Source organism: Kangiella sp. (assembly GCF_048265365.1).
Classification (GTDB): domain Bacteria; phylum Pseudomonadota; class Gammaproteobacteria; order Enterobacterales; family Kangiellaceae; genus Kangiella.
Map to the genome: position 1 here is coordinate 1,777,258 of NZ_JBLXBT010000001.1, position 16,110 is coordinate 1,793,367.

17 protein-coding genes are annotated in these 16,110 nt (G+C 41.7%); 10 read left to right on the plus strand and 7 right to left on the minus strand.

Features of this window, described 5'->3' with window-relative positions; translation table 11 throughout:
- The first annotated feature begins 90 nt into the window (after positions 1-90).
- The 10 genes from ACN0VI_RS08250 (at position 91) to ACN0VI_RS08295 (ending at position 8,943) form a co-directional block, all read left to right on the plus strand.
- Positions 91-729 (plus strand): class I SAM-dependent methyltransferase, encoded by a 639-nt coding sequence (locus tag ACN0VI_RS08250; RefSeq protein ID WP_331892028.1) that lies wholly within the window; start codon positions 91-93, stop codon positions 727-729.
- A 172-nt stretch (positions 730-901) separates the two neighbouring features.
- Positions 902-2,029: a hypothetical protein gene (locus ACN0VI_RS08255; RefSeq protein WP_417446407.1), complete on the plus strand. Its 1,128-nt coding sequence runs from the start codon at positions 902-904 to the stop codon at positions 2,027-2,029.
- Between the two features lie 432 nt (positions 2,030-2,461).
- Complete coding sequence (locus tag ACN0VI_RS08260) at positions 2,462-3,325, plus strand: DMT family transporter (protein ID WP_331892025.1); 864 nt, start codon at positions 2,462-2,464, stop codon at positions 3,323-3,325.
- On the plus strand, positions 3,285-4,124 hold the full coding sequence (locus ACN0VI_RS08265) for a PhzF family phenazine biosynthesis protein (RefSeq protein ID WP_417446408.1): 840 nt from the start codon (positions 3,285-3,287) through the stop codon (positions 4,122-4,124). The genes ACN0VI_RS08260 and ACN0VI_RS08265 overlap by 41 nt, the downstream gene beginning before the upstream one ends.
- A gap of 79 nt (positions 4,125-4,203) precedes the next feature.
- Complete coding sequence (locus ACN0VI_RS08270; RefSeq protein ID WP_417446409.1) at positions 4,204-5,145, plus strand: alpha/beta hydrolase-fold protein; 942 nt, start codon at positions 4,204-4,206, stop codon at positions 5,143-5,145.
- Positions 5,146-5,224: 79 nt separating this feature from the next.
- Positions 5,225-5,572, plus strand: coding sequence for a DUF6249 domain-containing protein (locus ACN0VI_RS08275; protein ID WP_331892021.1), 348 nt, complete (start codon positions 5,225-5,227; stop codon positions 5,570-5,572).
- Positions 5,565-6,101 (plus strand): sigma-70 family RNA polymerase sigma factor, encoded by a 537-nt coding sequence (locus tag ACN0VI_RS08280; RefSeq protein WP_331892020.1) that lies wholly within the window; start codon positions 5,565-5,567, stop codon positions 6,099-6,101. The genes ACN0VI_RS08275 and ACN0VI_RS08280 overlap by 8 nt, the downstream gene beginning before the upstream one ends.
- The gene (locus ACN0VI_RS08285; protein ID WP_331892019.1) at positions 6,098-6,397 is read left to right on the plus strand and encodes a hypothetical protein; all 300 of its coding nucleotides are present in this window, start codon (positions 6,098-6,100) and stop codon (positions 6,395-6,397) included. Before ACN0VI_RS08280 ends, ACN0VI_RS08285 begins: the two co-directional genes overlap by 4 nt.
- A 70-nt stretch (positions 6,398-6,467) precedes the next feature.
- A complete protein-coding gene (locus tag ACN0VI_RS08290; RefSeq protein ID WP_417446410.1) occupies positions 6,468-7,961 on the plus strand; it encodes a serine hydrolase domain-containing protein in 1,494 nt (497 codons plus the stop codon).
- 97 nt (positions 7,962-8,058) lie between these two features.
- Positions 8,059-8,943 (plus strand): hypothetical protein, encoded by an 885-nt coding sequence (locus tag ACN0VI_RS08295; protein WP_417446411.1) that lies wholly within the window; start codon positions 8,059-8,061, stop codon positions 8,941-8,943.
- Between the two features lie 251 nt (positions 8,944-9,194).
- Here the strand turns inward: ACN0VI_RS08295 and ACN0VI_RS08300 are convergent, their stop codons facing one another.
- The 7 genes from ACN0VI_RS08300 to ACN0VI_RS08330 form a co-directional block, all read right to left on the minus strand.
- Positions 9,195-9,980, minus strand: coding sequence for an MBL fold metallo-hydrolase (locus ACN0VI_RS08300; protein WP_417446412.1), 786 nt, complete (start codon positions 9,978-9,980; stop codon positions 9,195-9,197).
- 258 nt (positions 9,981-10,238) lie between these two features.
- Positions 10,239-11,309 carry a type 1 glutamine amidotransferase domain-containing protein gene (locus ACN0VI_RS08305; protein ID WP_417446413.1) on the minus strand — a complete coding sequence of 357 codons (1,071 nt, stop codon included), beginning with the start codon at positions 11,307-11,309 and terminating at the stop codon, positions 10,239-10,241.
- Positions 11,310-11,448: 139 nt separating this feature from the next.
- A complete protein-coding gene (locus ACN0VI_RS08310; protein WP_417446414.1) occupies positions 11,449-12,675 on the minus strand; it encodes an aspartyl protease family protein in 1,227 nt (408 codons plus the stop codon).
- Positions 12,676-12,767: 92 nt separating this feature from the next.
- The gene (locus tag ACN0VI_RS08315; protein ID WP_417446415.1) at positions 12,768-13,997 is read right to left on the minus strand and encodes a histidine kinase dimerization/phospho-acceptor domain-containing protein; all 1,230 of its coding nucleotides are present in this window, start codon (positions 13,995-13,997) and stop codon (positions 12,768-12,770) included.
- Positions 13,987-14,673 (minus strand): response regulator transcription factor, encoded by a 687-nt coding sequence (locus ACN0VI_RS08320; protein ID WP_331892010.1) that lies wholly within the window; start codon positions 14,671-14,673, stop codon positions 13,987-13,989. The genes ACN0VI_RS08315 and ACN0VI_RS08320 overlap by 11 nt, the downstream gene beginning before the upstream one ends.
- Positions 14,674-14,986: 313 nt before the next feature.
- Positions 14,987-15,502 (minus strand): hypothetical protein, encoded by a 516-nt coding sequence (locus ACN0VI_RS08325; RefSeq protein WP_331892009.1) that lies wholly within the window; start codon positions 15,500-15,502, stop codon positions 14,987-14,989.
- Positions 15,499-16,074 (minus strand): flavodoxin family protein, encoded by a 576-nt coding sequence (locus ACN0VI_RS08330; protein ID WP_331892008.1) that lies wholly within the window; start codon positions 16,072-16,074, stop codon positions 15,499-15,501. The genes ACN0VI_RS08325 and ACN0VI_RS08330 overlap by 4 nt, the downstream gene beginning before the upstream one ends.
- Positions 16,075-16,110 lie beyond the last annotated feature (36 nt).

The window sequence follows — 16,110 nt, forward strand, 5'->3', positions numbered from 1 at the left end:
GACAACATCTAAAATGAATGATTTTAATTAGAGCCACTGATAAATTTGAGGTTTAGATGATAGTGATAACGAAAATACCGGACTTTGATAATGATCGATAACGAATCCACGACTCGCTTCTGGGATAAGCTGGCTCCTAGTTACGCTAAGAAGCCTATTCCTGATGAGGCTATTTATCAGAGAAAAATCAACCTTACGCAACAACATTTGTCTGCTTATGATGAGATTTTTGAGTTTGGGTGTGGTACAGGCGGTACTGCAATATTACATGCACCTAAAGTCAAGCACATTGTCGCAACTGATGTATCACCCGCAATGATAGAGATTGCAAAGCAGCAAGCAATAGAAGCTGGCGTAAAAAATGCTTCGTTTCTTGTTGGACAAATTGAGGAGCTACAACACCCAGACAAGCGCTACGATGCAGTTCTCGGTCTCAATATTATGCACCTAATAGAAACAACTGAAGCAACTCTTAATCAAGTACATCAGATGCTAAAAACTGGCGGTATATTTGTATCCAGTACTCCTCTACTAAAGAATGAGCCAGTTATCATTCGTTGGATCATCCGTATCATGCAGGCAATCGGACGAGCTCCTTATATTAAGTTTTTGGACAAAGACGGGTTTATGAAACAGGTCAATGACGCAGGTTTTGAGATTATCCATGAATGGTCGCCCACAAAGTCCAGCATCTTTCTAATTGCTCGTAAAAATATGCCTACGATTTAAATTATGTTGCATATAATGATCATAAATACTCATATCAATCACGGAGCCTCCACACTTAATTGCAACATTACTACTCGTGAGTCTATGAAGAGCATGATTTACGGCTACAAACAAGCGACATTTATATTTCGTTCTTTCAAATTAGGCTCAGCCCAGCGTTAAGGTACAAAAAATGAAAAGATTTTTATTGTTATTTGTTCTACTGATTACAAGCTCCCTACTCCCAGCAGCGGCCGCGCAAATTGATACAATTAGTTTTGATTTAGATATTCAGGTACAAATTTACCAACCGGACCCAACCCTTGAGCACGACCAAGAAAAGTTTCCGACTCTTTATATCATAGATGGCCAGCATTTCATTCACAGCGCCATCGGCTATCAAAGATCTTTAAATTGGCGTAATTCATCAAGCCCTGAGTTTATCGTTGTAGCCATTGACACGCATCGAATCGGTGACAGCTCGGCTCGACGCAGAGAATTACTTAACCAAGATTCAGTGGAGCTTATAGACCTCATTGAAAAAGACATAGTTCCTTACGTTGATGAACACTATCCAGCCAGTAACATGCGCTTGTTTGCGGGATGGGAGCATGCAGGCGGTTTTGCCCTGGATCTCCTAACGACACGCCCAGACTTATTTGATAGCTTTTTATTTGCGAGCTCTCCTAACTTGTCTGCTGAGCGCTTGAAGAATGTTGAACAGCTTTTCGCATCAGCTGAAGCAAGTAAAGACACTCTCAACAAACGACTCTACCTCGCCCTCGGCTCCCAAGAAAATTACGCAATCGAAGGTTTTGATAAACTTAAAGAGCTTAGTCATGACTACCCTTCTCAGTTGGAAGTACATTACAAGCTATCATCAGACCTGAGCCACTTCACTACACCGATCGATCTTTTTACTAGCGGACTAGCTTGGGTCTTTGCTGACTATCCAGCGTTGATTTTTTACGACATTAATGAAATTCATGCCTTTGGTGGCGTTCCGGCAGTGAAAGACTATTTTGCTAAGCGGGGTCAACGATACCACGTTAGTTCGACAGTTTCAGAAAACACTAAATTTACCATGGCAAGGCATGCCGTCGATGCAAATGACCTAGAGTTATTCTTGGCTATTGAGCGTGATCTTGAAAAGCTTGACCAACAAGAATTTCCACCATACTGGGGACACTTCTTTGCAAACTTCTTACTCAAACATGATCAATTACAGCGCGCTGAAGAAATCATTAGGTCAGTCTTAAGTCGTCACCCTGAGATACCTCAACTTATAGAGTTGAACAAGTGCCTGCATCAACAAAAGTAAAGAGAGTAACCATTTATTGTTGTCTTTGAGTTTTTCGTTAAAGAGGATTACGAGGGACATTTTCTGGCTGAATGGGCAAAACAACCCCACGGATATACTTTTGTAAAAAATGCTTGGACTTTGTATGACTACTTACAGCGTCTATTTTTGAAATTTAACAACTGTTTCATGGGTAGTTGACAGTTTTGATTTAGAAGAATATGAAAATTTTCATGTCTTAGCGCAAATTAATTTCATTATATTTGTTAAACCGGTAGTGCAAATTTGAATCATCGATTGTGTCTATTGCTACTTGTTATAAATACCAAATGATGCCGACTAAACACCGAATAGAGAGGAAGCTCGAGATGAGGATCGAAGTTGATTGCCTACATCGTCGAACTTTCGCGATTTAAGGCAAAGATAACTATTTCTTATTAATACGAGCATAAAATGAAACCATATTTTTTCATGATAGGCTACGGGTTCTCCCAAACCATTGTTTGGATCCTTGTGTCCTACCTTAGCCAGTCGGTGACAGTAACGGTCATGTTCCTTGCTCGTAACTTAGTGGGCTTTGTCCTGACTTTCCTTTTCGCTCCAAGTAAAAGGATACCACTTGCATCCTTTAAGCGCTGGAAAACACACTTAGTACGCGCAAGTGCAACACTTCTCGGTGGACTCAGTATATTTTACTCGGTCACTAAGATACCTGTTGCAGACTCTGTGGCGATAACATTTCTTGCGCCTATTTTCGGTACATTGTTAAGCATCATTTACCTTAAAGAAAAACTAACAGGCGCAACTCTCGTTAAGTTAGCTGCTGGCTTTGCCGGGGTGCTCATAATTACCGGCTTCAGTGCTGACGGTGACACGATTGGTTACGCAGCGGCACTATTTGGAGCCTTTATGACGGGCGTGGCTTATGTCTCTGTCAAAAGCTTATCCGACACTGAGTCACCGCAAAATATTTTATATATTTCATACCTCGTTATGCTGCCGATTTCTGCATTATTGGCGACCGACGAATGGGCAACTCCCTCTTATACAGAACTTTTCTGGCTGCTCGCAATCGGTACTGCTTTCTATTTAGCACAAATATTTATGGCGAAAGCCTTTTCCTTGGCACCCGCAGCAAAAGTTCTACCCGTCGACTACTCGAGAATGATTTTTTCGAGCATTTTAGGGCTTTTGTTCTTAGATCAATCTATGACTTTGAGTACTTACATTGGTGCCGCATTGATTTTATTTACCTCAATATTGAGAGAGAAAGATATTGAAAAGTTATCGTATCGCCGTATTTTCAAACGCTCCTAATACAGGTAATCAATGCCTTGTTTACCTCGCAAACAAAGTTTTGACGGCTTCCGAAATGCAATCGATTGCAGCATCCAGCGGTCTTTCTGAAGTGGCTTTTATACACCTGCAGAGAAGCAGAGCAACCTTACGGATATTTTCGCCCTTTTGTGAAATGCTCTCTTGCTTGCATGCAGCCCTCGCGGCTTGCTATGTCATGCAGCTTGAAGGACTGACTGTAGACTTATATTTAGGTGGCAAGGTTTTAGCGCTACAGCATGTTAATGATGAATTTGCCATTAAGGTTCCCCTACTCTCAGATGAAGCCATTAGCCAATCTGTTAATATTGACATTCGTATTCAGTTTCCAGACGCGGTCTCACTTTGGTCTGTAACTACTGCCAGTCACAAGCTGCGTCTAATGATCGAGTATGCTTATGAAAAGCAGATTAGTGCAATAGATGCCTCTCTATTCATGGATATAAAGTCTTTATATCCAGAAATAGAGTCTTTCTTTACTTATGCATCAACAACCGGGTCAAACACTTATGTAGGACGGATGTTTGCGCCGCAGTTAGGTATTGACGAGGATCCTGTTAATGGCAATTCTTGTATTGCATTAGCCTCAATACTTAAGAAAACAAAAACGGATTTAACTAAATTGAAGGTACGCCAATCGCAGCAATGTGTAGTAGAAAGTACAGTCGGAGAAGATAGTGCTTTTGTCAAAGCTACCTGTTACGTTACTGAAATTACATATAACGATGTCAATTCGTTCGCGTTTGAATCCACCAAAGAGAAAATTGAATATGAAATATAAAATTCCCCCCTTAATTTTTTTCTTCTTACTTTTTTATTCATACTGTTATACAAAGTCAAGTCATGCCAAAGAGCTACCTATGAGTGGTAATTTCAAATATTCTGTACACCTACCAATAAGCTACGCAAAAAGTGAATCGCGATCTTATCCAGTTGTATATCTCATTGATAGCAACTCATTCTATTTAGGTGACTATTTTACAGATGCACAAGATGCCATTCGTCAGCTAGAGAAGTTTCATGACATCCCGGAGAGCATTATTGTCGATGTCAAGATTGATAAGCTCTATCAAAATGTGACAAGCGATCGGAATAAATTAACCCAGTGGCTTACAACTGACCTTACACAGCAAATATCAAATGGATATCGAACTCATAATCAGCAAACTGTAATCGGCTTCTCATACACAGCTGGTGGGCTAATGAACTCCCTGGCCCTTCAGGAAAACCCATTTACCGCGCTGATCAGCTTGTCTCCCGTCTTTGAAACGGTAGATGATATTCCGTCGAGTCTGTCAAACCCACGTCTAAATACAGAACATTACATAGTGTTTGGTAATGAAGAGCACCGGCTAATGGAGTTCTATCAACCACTTTGGGAATCTGCTGACAGCAAAGCGAGCTTGTCCATCATTTCACATCCACGAGCAAATCATCAATCGGTATTAATACCAGGGTTACGAGACGCATTATTGGCAACTTTCCAAAGCTATCATATGCCAAGTTATGCTGAATTTAGTAACCGCGACTATACACCTCAAGAGCTAACAGAGCTCTTTAAAAAGCGTAAGGCTCAATATGGTGTCGAATCAAGTTCAGCAGAGTTCTCCGAACTCGCGACCACAGCAGCTAAGATCTACACAAAAGCAGGCAAATTTGATTTAGCGGAACAACACTGGCGCAACAGTGATTCAGAACATAAGTCCTACTTTATAGAACAAATAATTTCGGAGTTTGAGCGGAGTAAACAATCCATCCTTGCCGACAAAGCTCGTAATTTACGTCAGAATCTAGATTTGTAAATATTTGTGCATCTAAATCAGGTCATTTAAGCGTCAAACTAGTAAGAGTTAACATAACATCACTTGTTAAGGAGACAGCATGTCAGAACTTTGGATACCCATCATCGGCATTATTTGTATTGCACTGGTTGTTATAACTACCCTTTTACTAGGTGCACAAGAGAAAAAGAAACTACATAACACTTTACAAAAACATCTAGAGAACGGAGGGAGACTGTCACCAGACTTATTACAACAGCTTGGCGTAAACATAGACCACCGTAAGCGTGATATACGTAAAGGACTAATATTAACCTCACTAGGACTGGCTTGTATTGCAAGTGGACTTATTGGTGGAAACCTTATTCTTGGAACCATAGTTGGTGTGTTTCCATTGTTTGTTGGCTTAGCATTTTGCACTCTCGTACTGTTAAACAAAGATGAATGATAAAGCACTCATCAGCCGCGTTTTAGTGGACGATGACCACCATGCATTTGCTGCATTAGTACGCAAGCACCAACAGTCTATTCTACACTTTTTACGAAGGCTAACTGGTGGAAATTCAGCCCTGGCTGATGATATTGCTCAGCAAGTGTTTATCTCTGCTTACGATAAACTTTCAACTTTCCGTGCTGAAGCTGGTTTCAACACTTGGCTGCACAGCATCGCTTACCGTAGTTTTCTGAATGAGATGCGAAAGTCTCATCACCACACTGAAGTTGCACTCACAGACGATGTTCTTGCTCCATCAATCCGTGATTCGGTGGAGCAAGAATTACTTATAGAAAAACTTATGGCACGACTTTCTGTCACAGAGCGAACCTGTATGACGCTTGCCTACAGTGCTGGTATGAGCCATCAAGAAATTGTTGACGTAACACAACTGCCTCTGGGTACGGTAAAGTCACATATTAATCGGGGCAAACACAAACTGACCAAGTGGGTACAGCAATCACAATCAAGGAGAAAATCATGACCTCCCCTTCTGAACAAGATTATAAGAATCTATTAGCTTATGAGCTAACTGATACTGACGAGTATTTTGTCACTACAATTATTAACCAAATTCAGCGAAAGAGTAAGTTTCGTAAGCGTATGTTAGCGTTATCATCAATTAGCGCCGGTTGCGCCGTCACTCCGCTGCTTTTTTTCTATAGTGCTAAGGCTTGGCATCCCATCGTGCATTTTGTCACACAATCACCGTTGATTGTCGCGAGCGTTATAATTGTAGGACTAATGAGCGTCATGCTTGTTTCTTCACAAGAAGTTTAAATTTGAGCATCCAAAACAGGGTTACGATGTTTCTAATAGGTAGATTTAACTGATTATTTGGAAATAAGCTATGAAATCAAAATTTATCGCTGCAGCAATAACTGCAATACTTTATACAACAACTAGTGCTAAAGCAGATGGCATCTCTGACACAGCACTTACACTGCTTGAACAAAAACTCCCTAAAACTTTAGAAAGTCTCTATCAGAACTATCAACTCAAAGGAGACTTTTTGCTTGCGGTAGTCGACAAAACTGGCCTTCGCTACTCATACACCCTCAATGAGAAAGGCTCAACCCCCGAATCAAATGGGCTTTCAATAAAAACTCCATTTCTCATTGCCTCCCATACCAAAGCCTTTACCGGTACCTTAGCTCAGGTTTTGGATTCAGACGGTAGGTTTGAACTTGATGCTCCAATTCACAAGTACTTAGCTGAAGAGATCAATAATCCCAAAATAAACACACAAGCTATCACTGTAACTCAGTTACTGAATCATACTGCGGGCTTTACTAGCATTATGCACACATTTAAAACTGCTTTTCTTGGTTATGATACAGAGGTCGAACTGGTCGATGCGCTCAATACTGACACCATGATTGCTCCAGCAGGTGTGTTCCGTTACTCTAATACGGGGCCTATTTTGGCTGCTCACGCTATGAAAAAAGCAACTGGTAAGAGCTGGAAAACCCTCATTAAAGAAAAGGTGTTTGCACCTCTACAAATGCAGGACACCGGTTCAATGTTAAGTGACTACCTAGCTGATACTATCCTACCAAGTATTGAAGTTGATAAGAATGGTGAGATTCTACGCACCGGTCTTTTCAAAACCGATGAGACCCTACACGCGGCTGGGGGTAATATCTCGACTTTAGCGGATATGGCGAAGTGGCTTACGTTCAACCTAACTCAAGGAAAAGAGCTTTCAACTTCAGCCGATTTCTTTGAAATTTTACACAAGCCCACAACAAGCCAAGACAAACGCTATTTCACCTATGAACGCACAGGCTACAGCCTTGCATGGGACATTGCTGACTATCACGGCGACACTATCCTTACTCGCTTTGGGGGCTATGCGGGAGTTAGTTTTCACGCATCATTTATGCCTGAGGAAGGTGTTGCGGTAGTCGCATTTTTCAATGACCAACGTGGATACGTACTCCCTCACTTGGCTGCAAACTTTGCCTATAACTTAGTAACATCTCCGGAGCTTGCACAGTCGCGCTATGCCAATGAAGTGAAAAGGTTCGAGAAAAGCTTTGCCCGCGAACAAGCTAATGCTCTCGACCGTAACAACAGAATTGCATTCACTACAGAATGGAAAGATCGACTTGGCGCTTATGTAAATACAGACGGATGGCCTGAAATAGTTGTTTATCAGAACGGCAACGATGTTTGGTTACGTAGCGGCGGGTTGTCCGGACCTGTCTACGCAGTTGAAGGAGAAACCGGTAGCTTTGTCGTCAACCTTGGTCCAATACGCCGCCCAATCAAATTTTCAACAACGCCAGTTGGTGACGTGACTATGCTTAACGGTAGCCTTGAGTACAGCATGCGAAATTAAGTTTTAACTCGGGCAAATAGCTCAAATGTCCCTAGCATCGCGCGTTTGAACATTTGAGCATTATTTCTACAACACCATTAACTTTATAGGTATCAGCATGACGATATTGTGTCGATTTAAAAAACTTACGCTCTCATACCTTGCGCTCTTTGTATTTGCATTGTGCCAAACCTCTTCATTCGCATCAGAATTTGAAATTGATGGTGAATTATTCGAGGTCAATCGAATTAATAAGCATGTAATCATTGCAAGTCAGGCCTTTGGTTCAACACGGATTAATTTCGGTGTCGTCGAGGGCAGTGATCAAGTTGTTTTGATTTCATCAATGATGCGACAGAATGCAAAAGCCATTGAAGAGTTGGTCAGACATATTAGCGCCAAACCCATTAAGACCGTGTTGGTTATCGATTCAGATCCCTTTCACCATCATGGTAGTTCCTACTTCAAAGATAAGGGAGCTATCATAATTGGGCATGAAAATCTCACCGCTAAAGAAATTGCATTCGACATAAGCTTTTCGGATGAACTTGTACTTGATGTCGGTACTGAGACAATTCGCATGACCCATTCAGCGGCACACTCTCTCGACCATGCCTTCATTACATTAGAAAATAGCGGCATAGTCTTCGCCGGTGACGCTATACGTAACGACTGGCTTATCTACGCCGGGGAAAATGGTTGGTCTGCACATATAGCCGCACTACGTGATTTTGTCGCGAAAAACCCTGACACAACTCTTTATGTGCCAGGTAATAGAGGGCAGAAAGTGAGCAGCACCGTGCATGAGTTAAACGGCTTGTTGGGAATATATGAGCGTTTCAGCAATTTAGTCCAACGGCTTGCAAGTAAGGGGAATTCCGCTGAAACTATCGTAAATTCTCATGAGGTGCATGACCTAATACGAGTACTAGAGCGCTACGAAGAGTTTAAACCATACTTAATTCATCATGTGAATGATGTTCTTTCAGTTGAGACTTTCTGAACGACGAAACGTTTCACACTTTTAATACGTTATGTGGAGGGTTGCACGTAGGAAAGTAGGCCCATGTCTATTGCGGAAATGTTTCGTAAAAATCATTCGTAATAGACTACGCTCGACTTCCCTTTCATGCGAGACTAATGAGAGTATCTTTCTTAAAATAATACCAAGTTCCATTTAACCATATCTTCTTCCGTAGACACGATGAATCTAGGCCCCACTCTACTGCAAAAGTACCCTCTTAAGTCTTTGAACTAAACCGAGTATTTTTCGATAACGGTTAATGTTCGTTCAATAAAACGAATAACAGCCTTTTCTGGGAGAGCGCTTTTCTCATTTTTCTGAGCAAAGTAACGCAAAAGGCTTTCAATTGTTTTGTCTGCTCTAATTTCTAAAACTGTTAGGCCTTGTTTGTTTAGCTCCTTGACTCGAGCGACCCATTCGATTGTGCTTTGCTTGTAGGTTTGAAGTGCTTCAACTCCAGTGGGTTGACCATGGCCGGGAACGATCACAGTGTCGTCATCGGCAAGCGCAAGAACAGAGCTCATTGCCTCGGTAAACCCGGAGATTCCACCGGCATAAAAAGTTGGATGCCAGCTAGTATCGTAGATATCCCCTACAAACATAATATTACTCGCCTTATGCCAAAAAATATTGTCCGAGGTACTATGGGAGCGAACTGGAATTGATTTGACACTTACAATGTTCTCATTTGAATTGAGAACAACCGCACCATTATCAGAAAAGAAGCTATTCCCCCCTGAATGATCCTCATGAGCATGAGTGTTTATAATCACAATAGTCTCGGGACTAAAATTTTCTTCGATCTTTCGATACAACTCAGGAATATTCCCACTCCCTGGCATAGGATCAATAAGCAGAATATCTCGTCCCTTTTTGATAACGCCAATATTTGTGCTGTAATTAGATGCTTTTAGCAAATAAACTTCACTTGCGAGCTTGTTCACCTGAATTTCTGATGGCTCTGCCGCAACCATGGAAGATAAGGTCAACAGGATTATCGCGGACAACGTTTTCATATAGACTCACTTTGGTTCAATTTCTTAGCCAGCAAAGCAACGCGCTCAGCCAAATAGTTGGCTGTCGCTTTATCCATTTTATGCGAGGCCAAGAAAATCAACTGTTCCTTCAGGCTTGTTACTCGGTACATTTATTATATATCAAGATACGGGCTACGTAACTAAGATGATATATCATGGTTTGTGCCCATAACATGTCATGAGTTTCTTCAAAAAAAATCTGCCTTCATGATAAAGAAAAGGAACAAATCAATTAAACTACCGATCTTTTAATGAGTTAGCCAACCTCAATAATTCGATTCCTTTCGATACTTCGAAGTCAATTATCGATACTAATGCATGCGATAAAATAGTAACATTCTGAAAAGTATGAGGCGACTTTAAAATAGCTTCCTGAGCTGCCTCATAGCCCTCGGTTTCATATACCATAAGTAGCTCAATCGCATATTCTTCCTCGGTTCGTGGCCGTGCTTTTGGATCATAACCAAGCTCCTCAACGACTAATTCAGCAACTTTCCATACTGACCAAGGATTTTGACCTGTTATGAGTTGTCCATCTTGTGTTACGTGCTCTAAATAACGTGCACCACTCACGAAGTTTCCACCTCGGTCTACAAGCATGTCTTCAAGTAAAAATGGAAAGACCTCGTTTGCATTTGGAATCAGAAAGAGCTCTTCTTGATTTGTAAAGCCTGTTACTTTTTTGCCCGTAAGCAAATACTGTCCATCATCCAATCGCACATTCAATAATGCAGCTGGACCATGGCAAACAGCGCTGATGACACGACTCTCCTGATAAAGCGCTTTGACAATACGCTGTATCTCCTTATTTTCCGGAAAATCAAACATCGTGCCTTTACCACCAACAAAGTATACAGCCTCATAATCCATCGGCTCTATATCGGCCAACGCTATTGAATTCTCAAGTTTAGCTTGGGAAGCAGGATCGTTTAGGAAAGCGTAATCATAAGCACCCATATCATCCGCATCGAGAACGCTGGGGGGATGCCCACCCTCTGGGCTCGCAATATCTACTTCAAAGCCATTGGCAGTAAATACCCAATAGGCGCGAGCCAGTTCGGTTAACTCAAATCCTGCAGAAAGCTGCTCACCCATGTTTCCTACATTTGTAACCACGGCTAGAATTTTTCCACGATACTCTGATGGGTTAGAAGTAAGGTAATCAAGGTCACTCTTTTCAGTCTTTTTAAGAGCTTCATAATATGCTTTTTCGGGTATGAGGCTTTTCATCCAAACTTTCATTCCATAGAAACTACTAACCAGAATTAAGATTAGTATTACTAAGCTGATAAATAGTTTTTTGAGCATTGTGATTTCTCCTAATTAGTGAGCCTTGGAGTCTATCCAATAAAGGGTAAAAATTAGGTAAAAAACAATAAATAGATTTATTCTCAGGCATCCCTTAGTAGGGACTGAGTAGCGATAAACTTTAAAATATCCGTTCTGGTCAAGGAACCGAATAACCTGGAATATTTTTCAATGAAATATCCACGCAGGTTTTGCCCCTCATGCAAAGGGTCAAATCACCTGGTTCACTCGCCATATCAAGCCAGCTTGATGTACTAATTTCGCTGGTGGGTACACTATTCATACTATCAATGACATCTCCAACCTCAATCTGCAATGACTCAGCAGGGAAGCCTTTAGCAATGCTTCTTACAATGAAGCTTCCATCGGTTTGCTCCCTTAGTTCAAGACCTGATAGATTGAAACGACTCGAAAATGTGTGGTTTGGGTATGAGTCTAAACTAATCGTTTGTTCGAAGTAATCAATACCGACGATATAATGTGCAAATAACGCACTACCAATGACATTCAAGTCGTCCTCGTCTTCTGCATAAATTAAATTGGTTTTAACACCATTCAGCTTAAGGTCGCCGATATGCAATTTATCAAGCCGAAACCTTTGATGAGTCGCTTTACCACTTAAACCAAAATCTGCAGCATTCATCATTCGGGCAGGAAGTCGAATTTCTCGGTTCTCAACATAGGCAGTGTTAATTTTAAGATAATGGCGACTACCTGTATCAATCTTGACATCAATGTCACTCTGTTGCTCGTCACCAAAATCCAGCGTAACCGGAATGCTAATCTTTCTTGAACCTGTTTCGAACCCAAGAATGGTTGACTCTGTACCTTGGGCCAATGGAACATTTGAAATTGTGACTTGCTCTGCTTTATAATCAAAAATCCATGCAAAGTGTTTTAAGAAATCGTTGCCTAGCACACCGTCGAAAATCATTTCTTTATCAGACAGAAAATATTGGCTTTGACTTACAGGAACCACTGCAAAGCTAAAGCTTGGAACTCTTACGGGACCAACATTTACCTCCGCGACCTCAGTTTTAAACCCCACGGATGACTCCTCATTACCCCAGCCAAAAATTGGCAATTCATAATCTCGTTCAAGCGCCATGTTTCGTACTTTCTCTGTATCGAATAACATCGAAAACGAGAGCCCAGTATCAATATGCATAAGAAGAGTGGTTTGACCATCAACCGACATCATCACATGGGGTTTTACCCCTATATAAGTCGTATCTAAGACATATTGCTGTTGCTCTCCCTCCCAAACTGGTTGAATGCTGTCATTTTCCGAGCGCATTTTCATAACGTTCACTAAGCTGCACCCTGACAGTTGGAGTAGAAAAATAATTACTAACATTTTCTTCATGGTTCTTACCCTATTTGATACCAATAGATTGACAGCGAAGTCTACCCCGAACCAGGTAAAATTCAGGTGACGTAGTAATGGGGATCTTCGAACTAATTTGACCAATATAGAGTAACAGTGAATGTGTTATCAGCTAAAATACAGTCACAATCCCAGTTTTGTGCTTTAGCGATTCGGTCGACTAAATACAGTCCCTGCCCTATTCCCTTACTCGCATATCCTTTGCTATGGCGCGATAAAGGCGCGTCTGGTAACGATTTTGCATGGTTGCTGAAGCGCCAATATTCTTTTGTCGCTTCTATTATTAACTTAGGGCTTCGTGCATAATTTACGGCGTTATTTAATAGGTTACGGATCAAAACAATGGACAGTTCCTTATGTGCTGTTATTTTCAGCTCATAGGGCACTTCAATCTGAAACTCGAAAGCTTCCAGTTGCTTGGGGCTCAGAGTGCTCATAAGCGTTTCTTCAAGGACTGCACGTAACAAAAAAGACTCTTTTTCAACCTCTTCGGCTCTCGCCAAAGCCATTAACGACTGTACACAGTTACCCACATACTCTATTTGTCTCTCTAACTCCGCGAGCTCTGCCGGCTGTAACGTTCGGCGACGCTGAAGCGTCAAAAAATTTTTAATTACGGCTATCGGCGTACGAAGCTCATGCCCCACGTCTCGGGTAAAGTCACTCTCACGGTCAAGGGCGCTTTGTAACGAAGATAGCGTTCGATGAAACGTCCTTGCGAGAAGTCCTATTTCGTCGTCACGTTCAAGCATTTTCGATGTAGTAATCTTCTGCGGCTGTGTCGACAATAGTTCTGAAAGATGGACCAGTGGTGATGTGATTTTACGGGTTAATGCATAAGCGAAAGCAAATGCAATAAGGATCGACGATGTCATCAGTGCGAGTAAAAGAATAGTTATTTCATTTTTCAATGAAGGGAGTGCAAGCCAAGTGGTCGCATTTAGAAAAATATAGGCATATCGCCCATCAGGCAGTACTAAGGTTTTAATGTGCCAATGTTGTTGTTTCTTGTCAGTCACCTCTCGCTCAGTAGGTGATGCATCAGCTAATAACTCTTGATATTCATAAGGCATCGCTCTATCGGGTGAGAATACAACTACATTGGCAAGCCTTGATGTTAAATTCAATCCGTCTTGATACCGTTGTAGCAAGTAGCCGCTTTCCTCATTAAGTACATTTTCAATTACTTTATCTTCAGTTGCAAAACTCACGACAAAGGCGATAGCAGCAAACATGACCGATAACATACAAGTAAATGAAAGTAGTAATTGAAGTACTTTTCGCCTAATACTACGCTTCATCAGCCGCACCCAAATCCAGCCGATAACCCAGGTTGGTAACTGTTTTCAGCATCGGATAATCAAAGTTTTTGTCGAGAATGTGTCGTAATTGATAAATATGGGATTTCAGAGCATCCGTTTCTGGGGGCTCATTACCCCAAATTCTGTGGATCAATAAAGCCCGACTAACCGGCTGTGGATACGCTTCAATTAAAGTTTCGAGAATTTGAAATGGGATCTGTCCGAGATGGAGCATCCGGCCATCCCTATGAGCTACTCGTGAGACGCTATCTATTGTCAGTTGCCCTACCGTCAGTACTTTTGGCTGATACAACTGATGTCGTCGACACAAGGACCGACACCTTAGAAGCAACTCTTGCAAATCAAAGGGTTTCGTTAGGTAATCGTCGGCACCAGCAGCAAACCCTTCAGTTTTATCCGCTATCGCGTCGCGCGAGGTAAGCATAAGAATAGGAAGATGGATGGCTGATTTTTTTTTAATCGTTTTGGTCACCTCAAAGCCGTTTTCGTCAGGTAACATCACATCCACAATTACCAAATCATAAGTTTCACTCAGTGCGAGATATGTGCCATGCCGAGCCGTCATCGCATAATCAACAACTACACCATTGTTTGCCATAAACTCAGTAATTTGCCGAGCAAGCACCCCATTATCTTCAATAAGCAAAACTTTCATTTCGACTCCAATTAGCGTTAACCTCAGATCTTTGCATCGCCTAATTAAGTTATCAGTGTCAGCAAACGGCTAAATCACTCTGTAAAATGGTAGCCTGGAATACTGTAAGCGTGATTGAAGTCTTTGAACTCATCAAATGCTTCGTCTTAGAGCACCAAGATATTTTATTGAGCTATCTTTTAGCGAACGGGACGCAAATCAACACTCGGTATCCTACTGTGTTACCTTGCCCCTTCGTTAATTTATTAGGATAGGGCCTGATATAGAGCGTTGGCCATGATGGACCAAGGCTTAGCTTCACTACACAAAAATGCTAGATGTTTATCTCGCTCACAAAACGATTAAGCGATTTTAGACTGCGAATAATATAAACTGACTTTGTCGAATATTTTGCATCTAATTGACGCTCGAAATCTTTGTTCCAGAATTTAGGACTCATTCGTAAAGCTTTGTAACTTGCCAAAGACCCCTTAATGATTGAACTTCCCTCAGGCCAACCTTCAGGTTTCACAAACATACCCTTTAAAAGTCGCTTAGTAACCAGCCAATAACTTACCGAATAAGGCAAGTTTACATAAACGAGTATATCGGCAGCTTTCAAACGCTCGTTAAATGCACTAATCGGCCCAAACCCATCTAGTATCCAACTATCAGACGCAAGTATCTGCTGATGCTTTTCATCGAAAGTTGCACGGTCGACAAATTCACCGTTACTCCTGTAGACGATAGAGTCCAGCTGATAGAGCGGGATACCGGTACTTATGGATAATGCCTTACTGAAAGTTGATTTACCCCCTCCTGGCTTACCGAAAACTGCGATTTTTTTCACATAGACTCACTTTGGTTCAATTTCTTAGCCAGTTCAGCGACTCGCTGACCTAGATACTGTGCTGTGGCCTTGTCTACCTCATGTAAGCCATCGCCACTCACATGTGCAACCACGCCAAGCTGGCTTCCCAAGCGATTTAAGTGTTTTTTGGTATAACCATGCGCCGCATCGATACTCACCCATAGCATTCCTTGTTGAGAGGCCAAGGTGAAAAAATAATGTAGTGTACTGGACTGGTCCCCATTCGGTGCACTGCCACATGTAAAACCCGCCGCCAACTTATTGGCCCACAGTTGTTCGCACCAAAGCTCACTGGTGGCGTCTGCAAAGGCTTTAAACTGACTGGAAACTCCGCCCATATAAGTCGGCGAGCCAAAGATAATGGCATCACAAGTGTCTAATTGAGCTAACATGTTCTGGTCGACAAAACGTCCGTCAACAAGCTGTTTTTTATTGATACGAAAGCTCTGAACTTCAACTTTCTTGACTGAGCTAGCGCCTCTTTCAATCTCTTGAGCTAGTAACTCTGTTGTACCAGTGACACTAAAATATACAATTCCAAGCCTGATCATAACTGCTCCACTAAATAGGTTTGACTGTCAGATTGC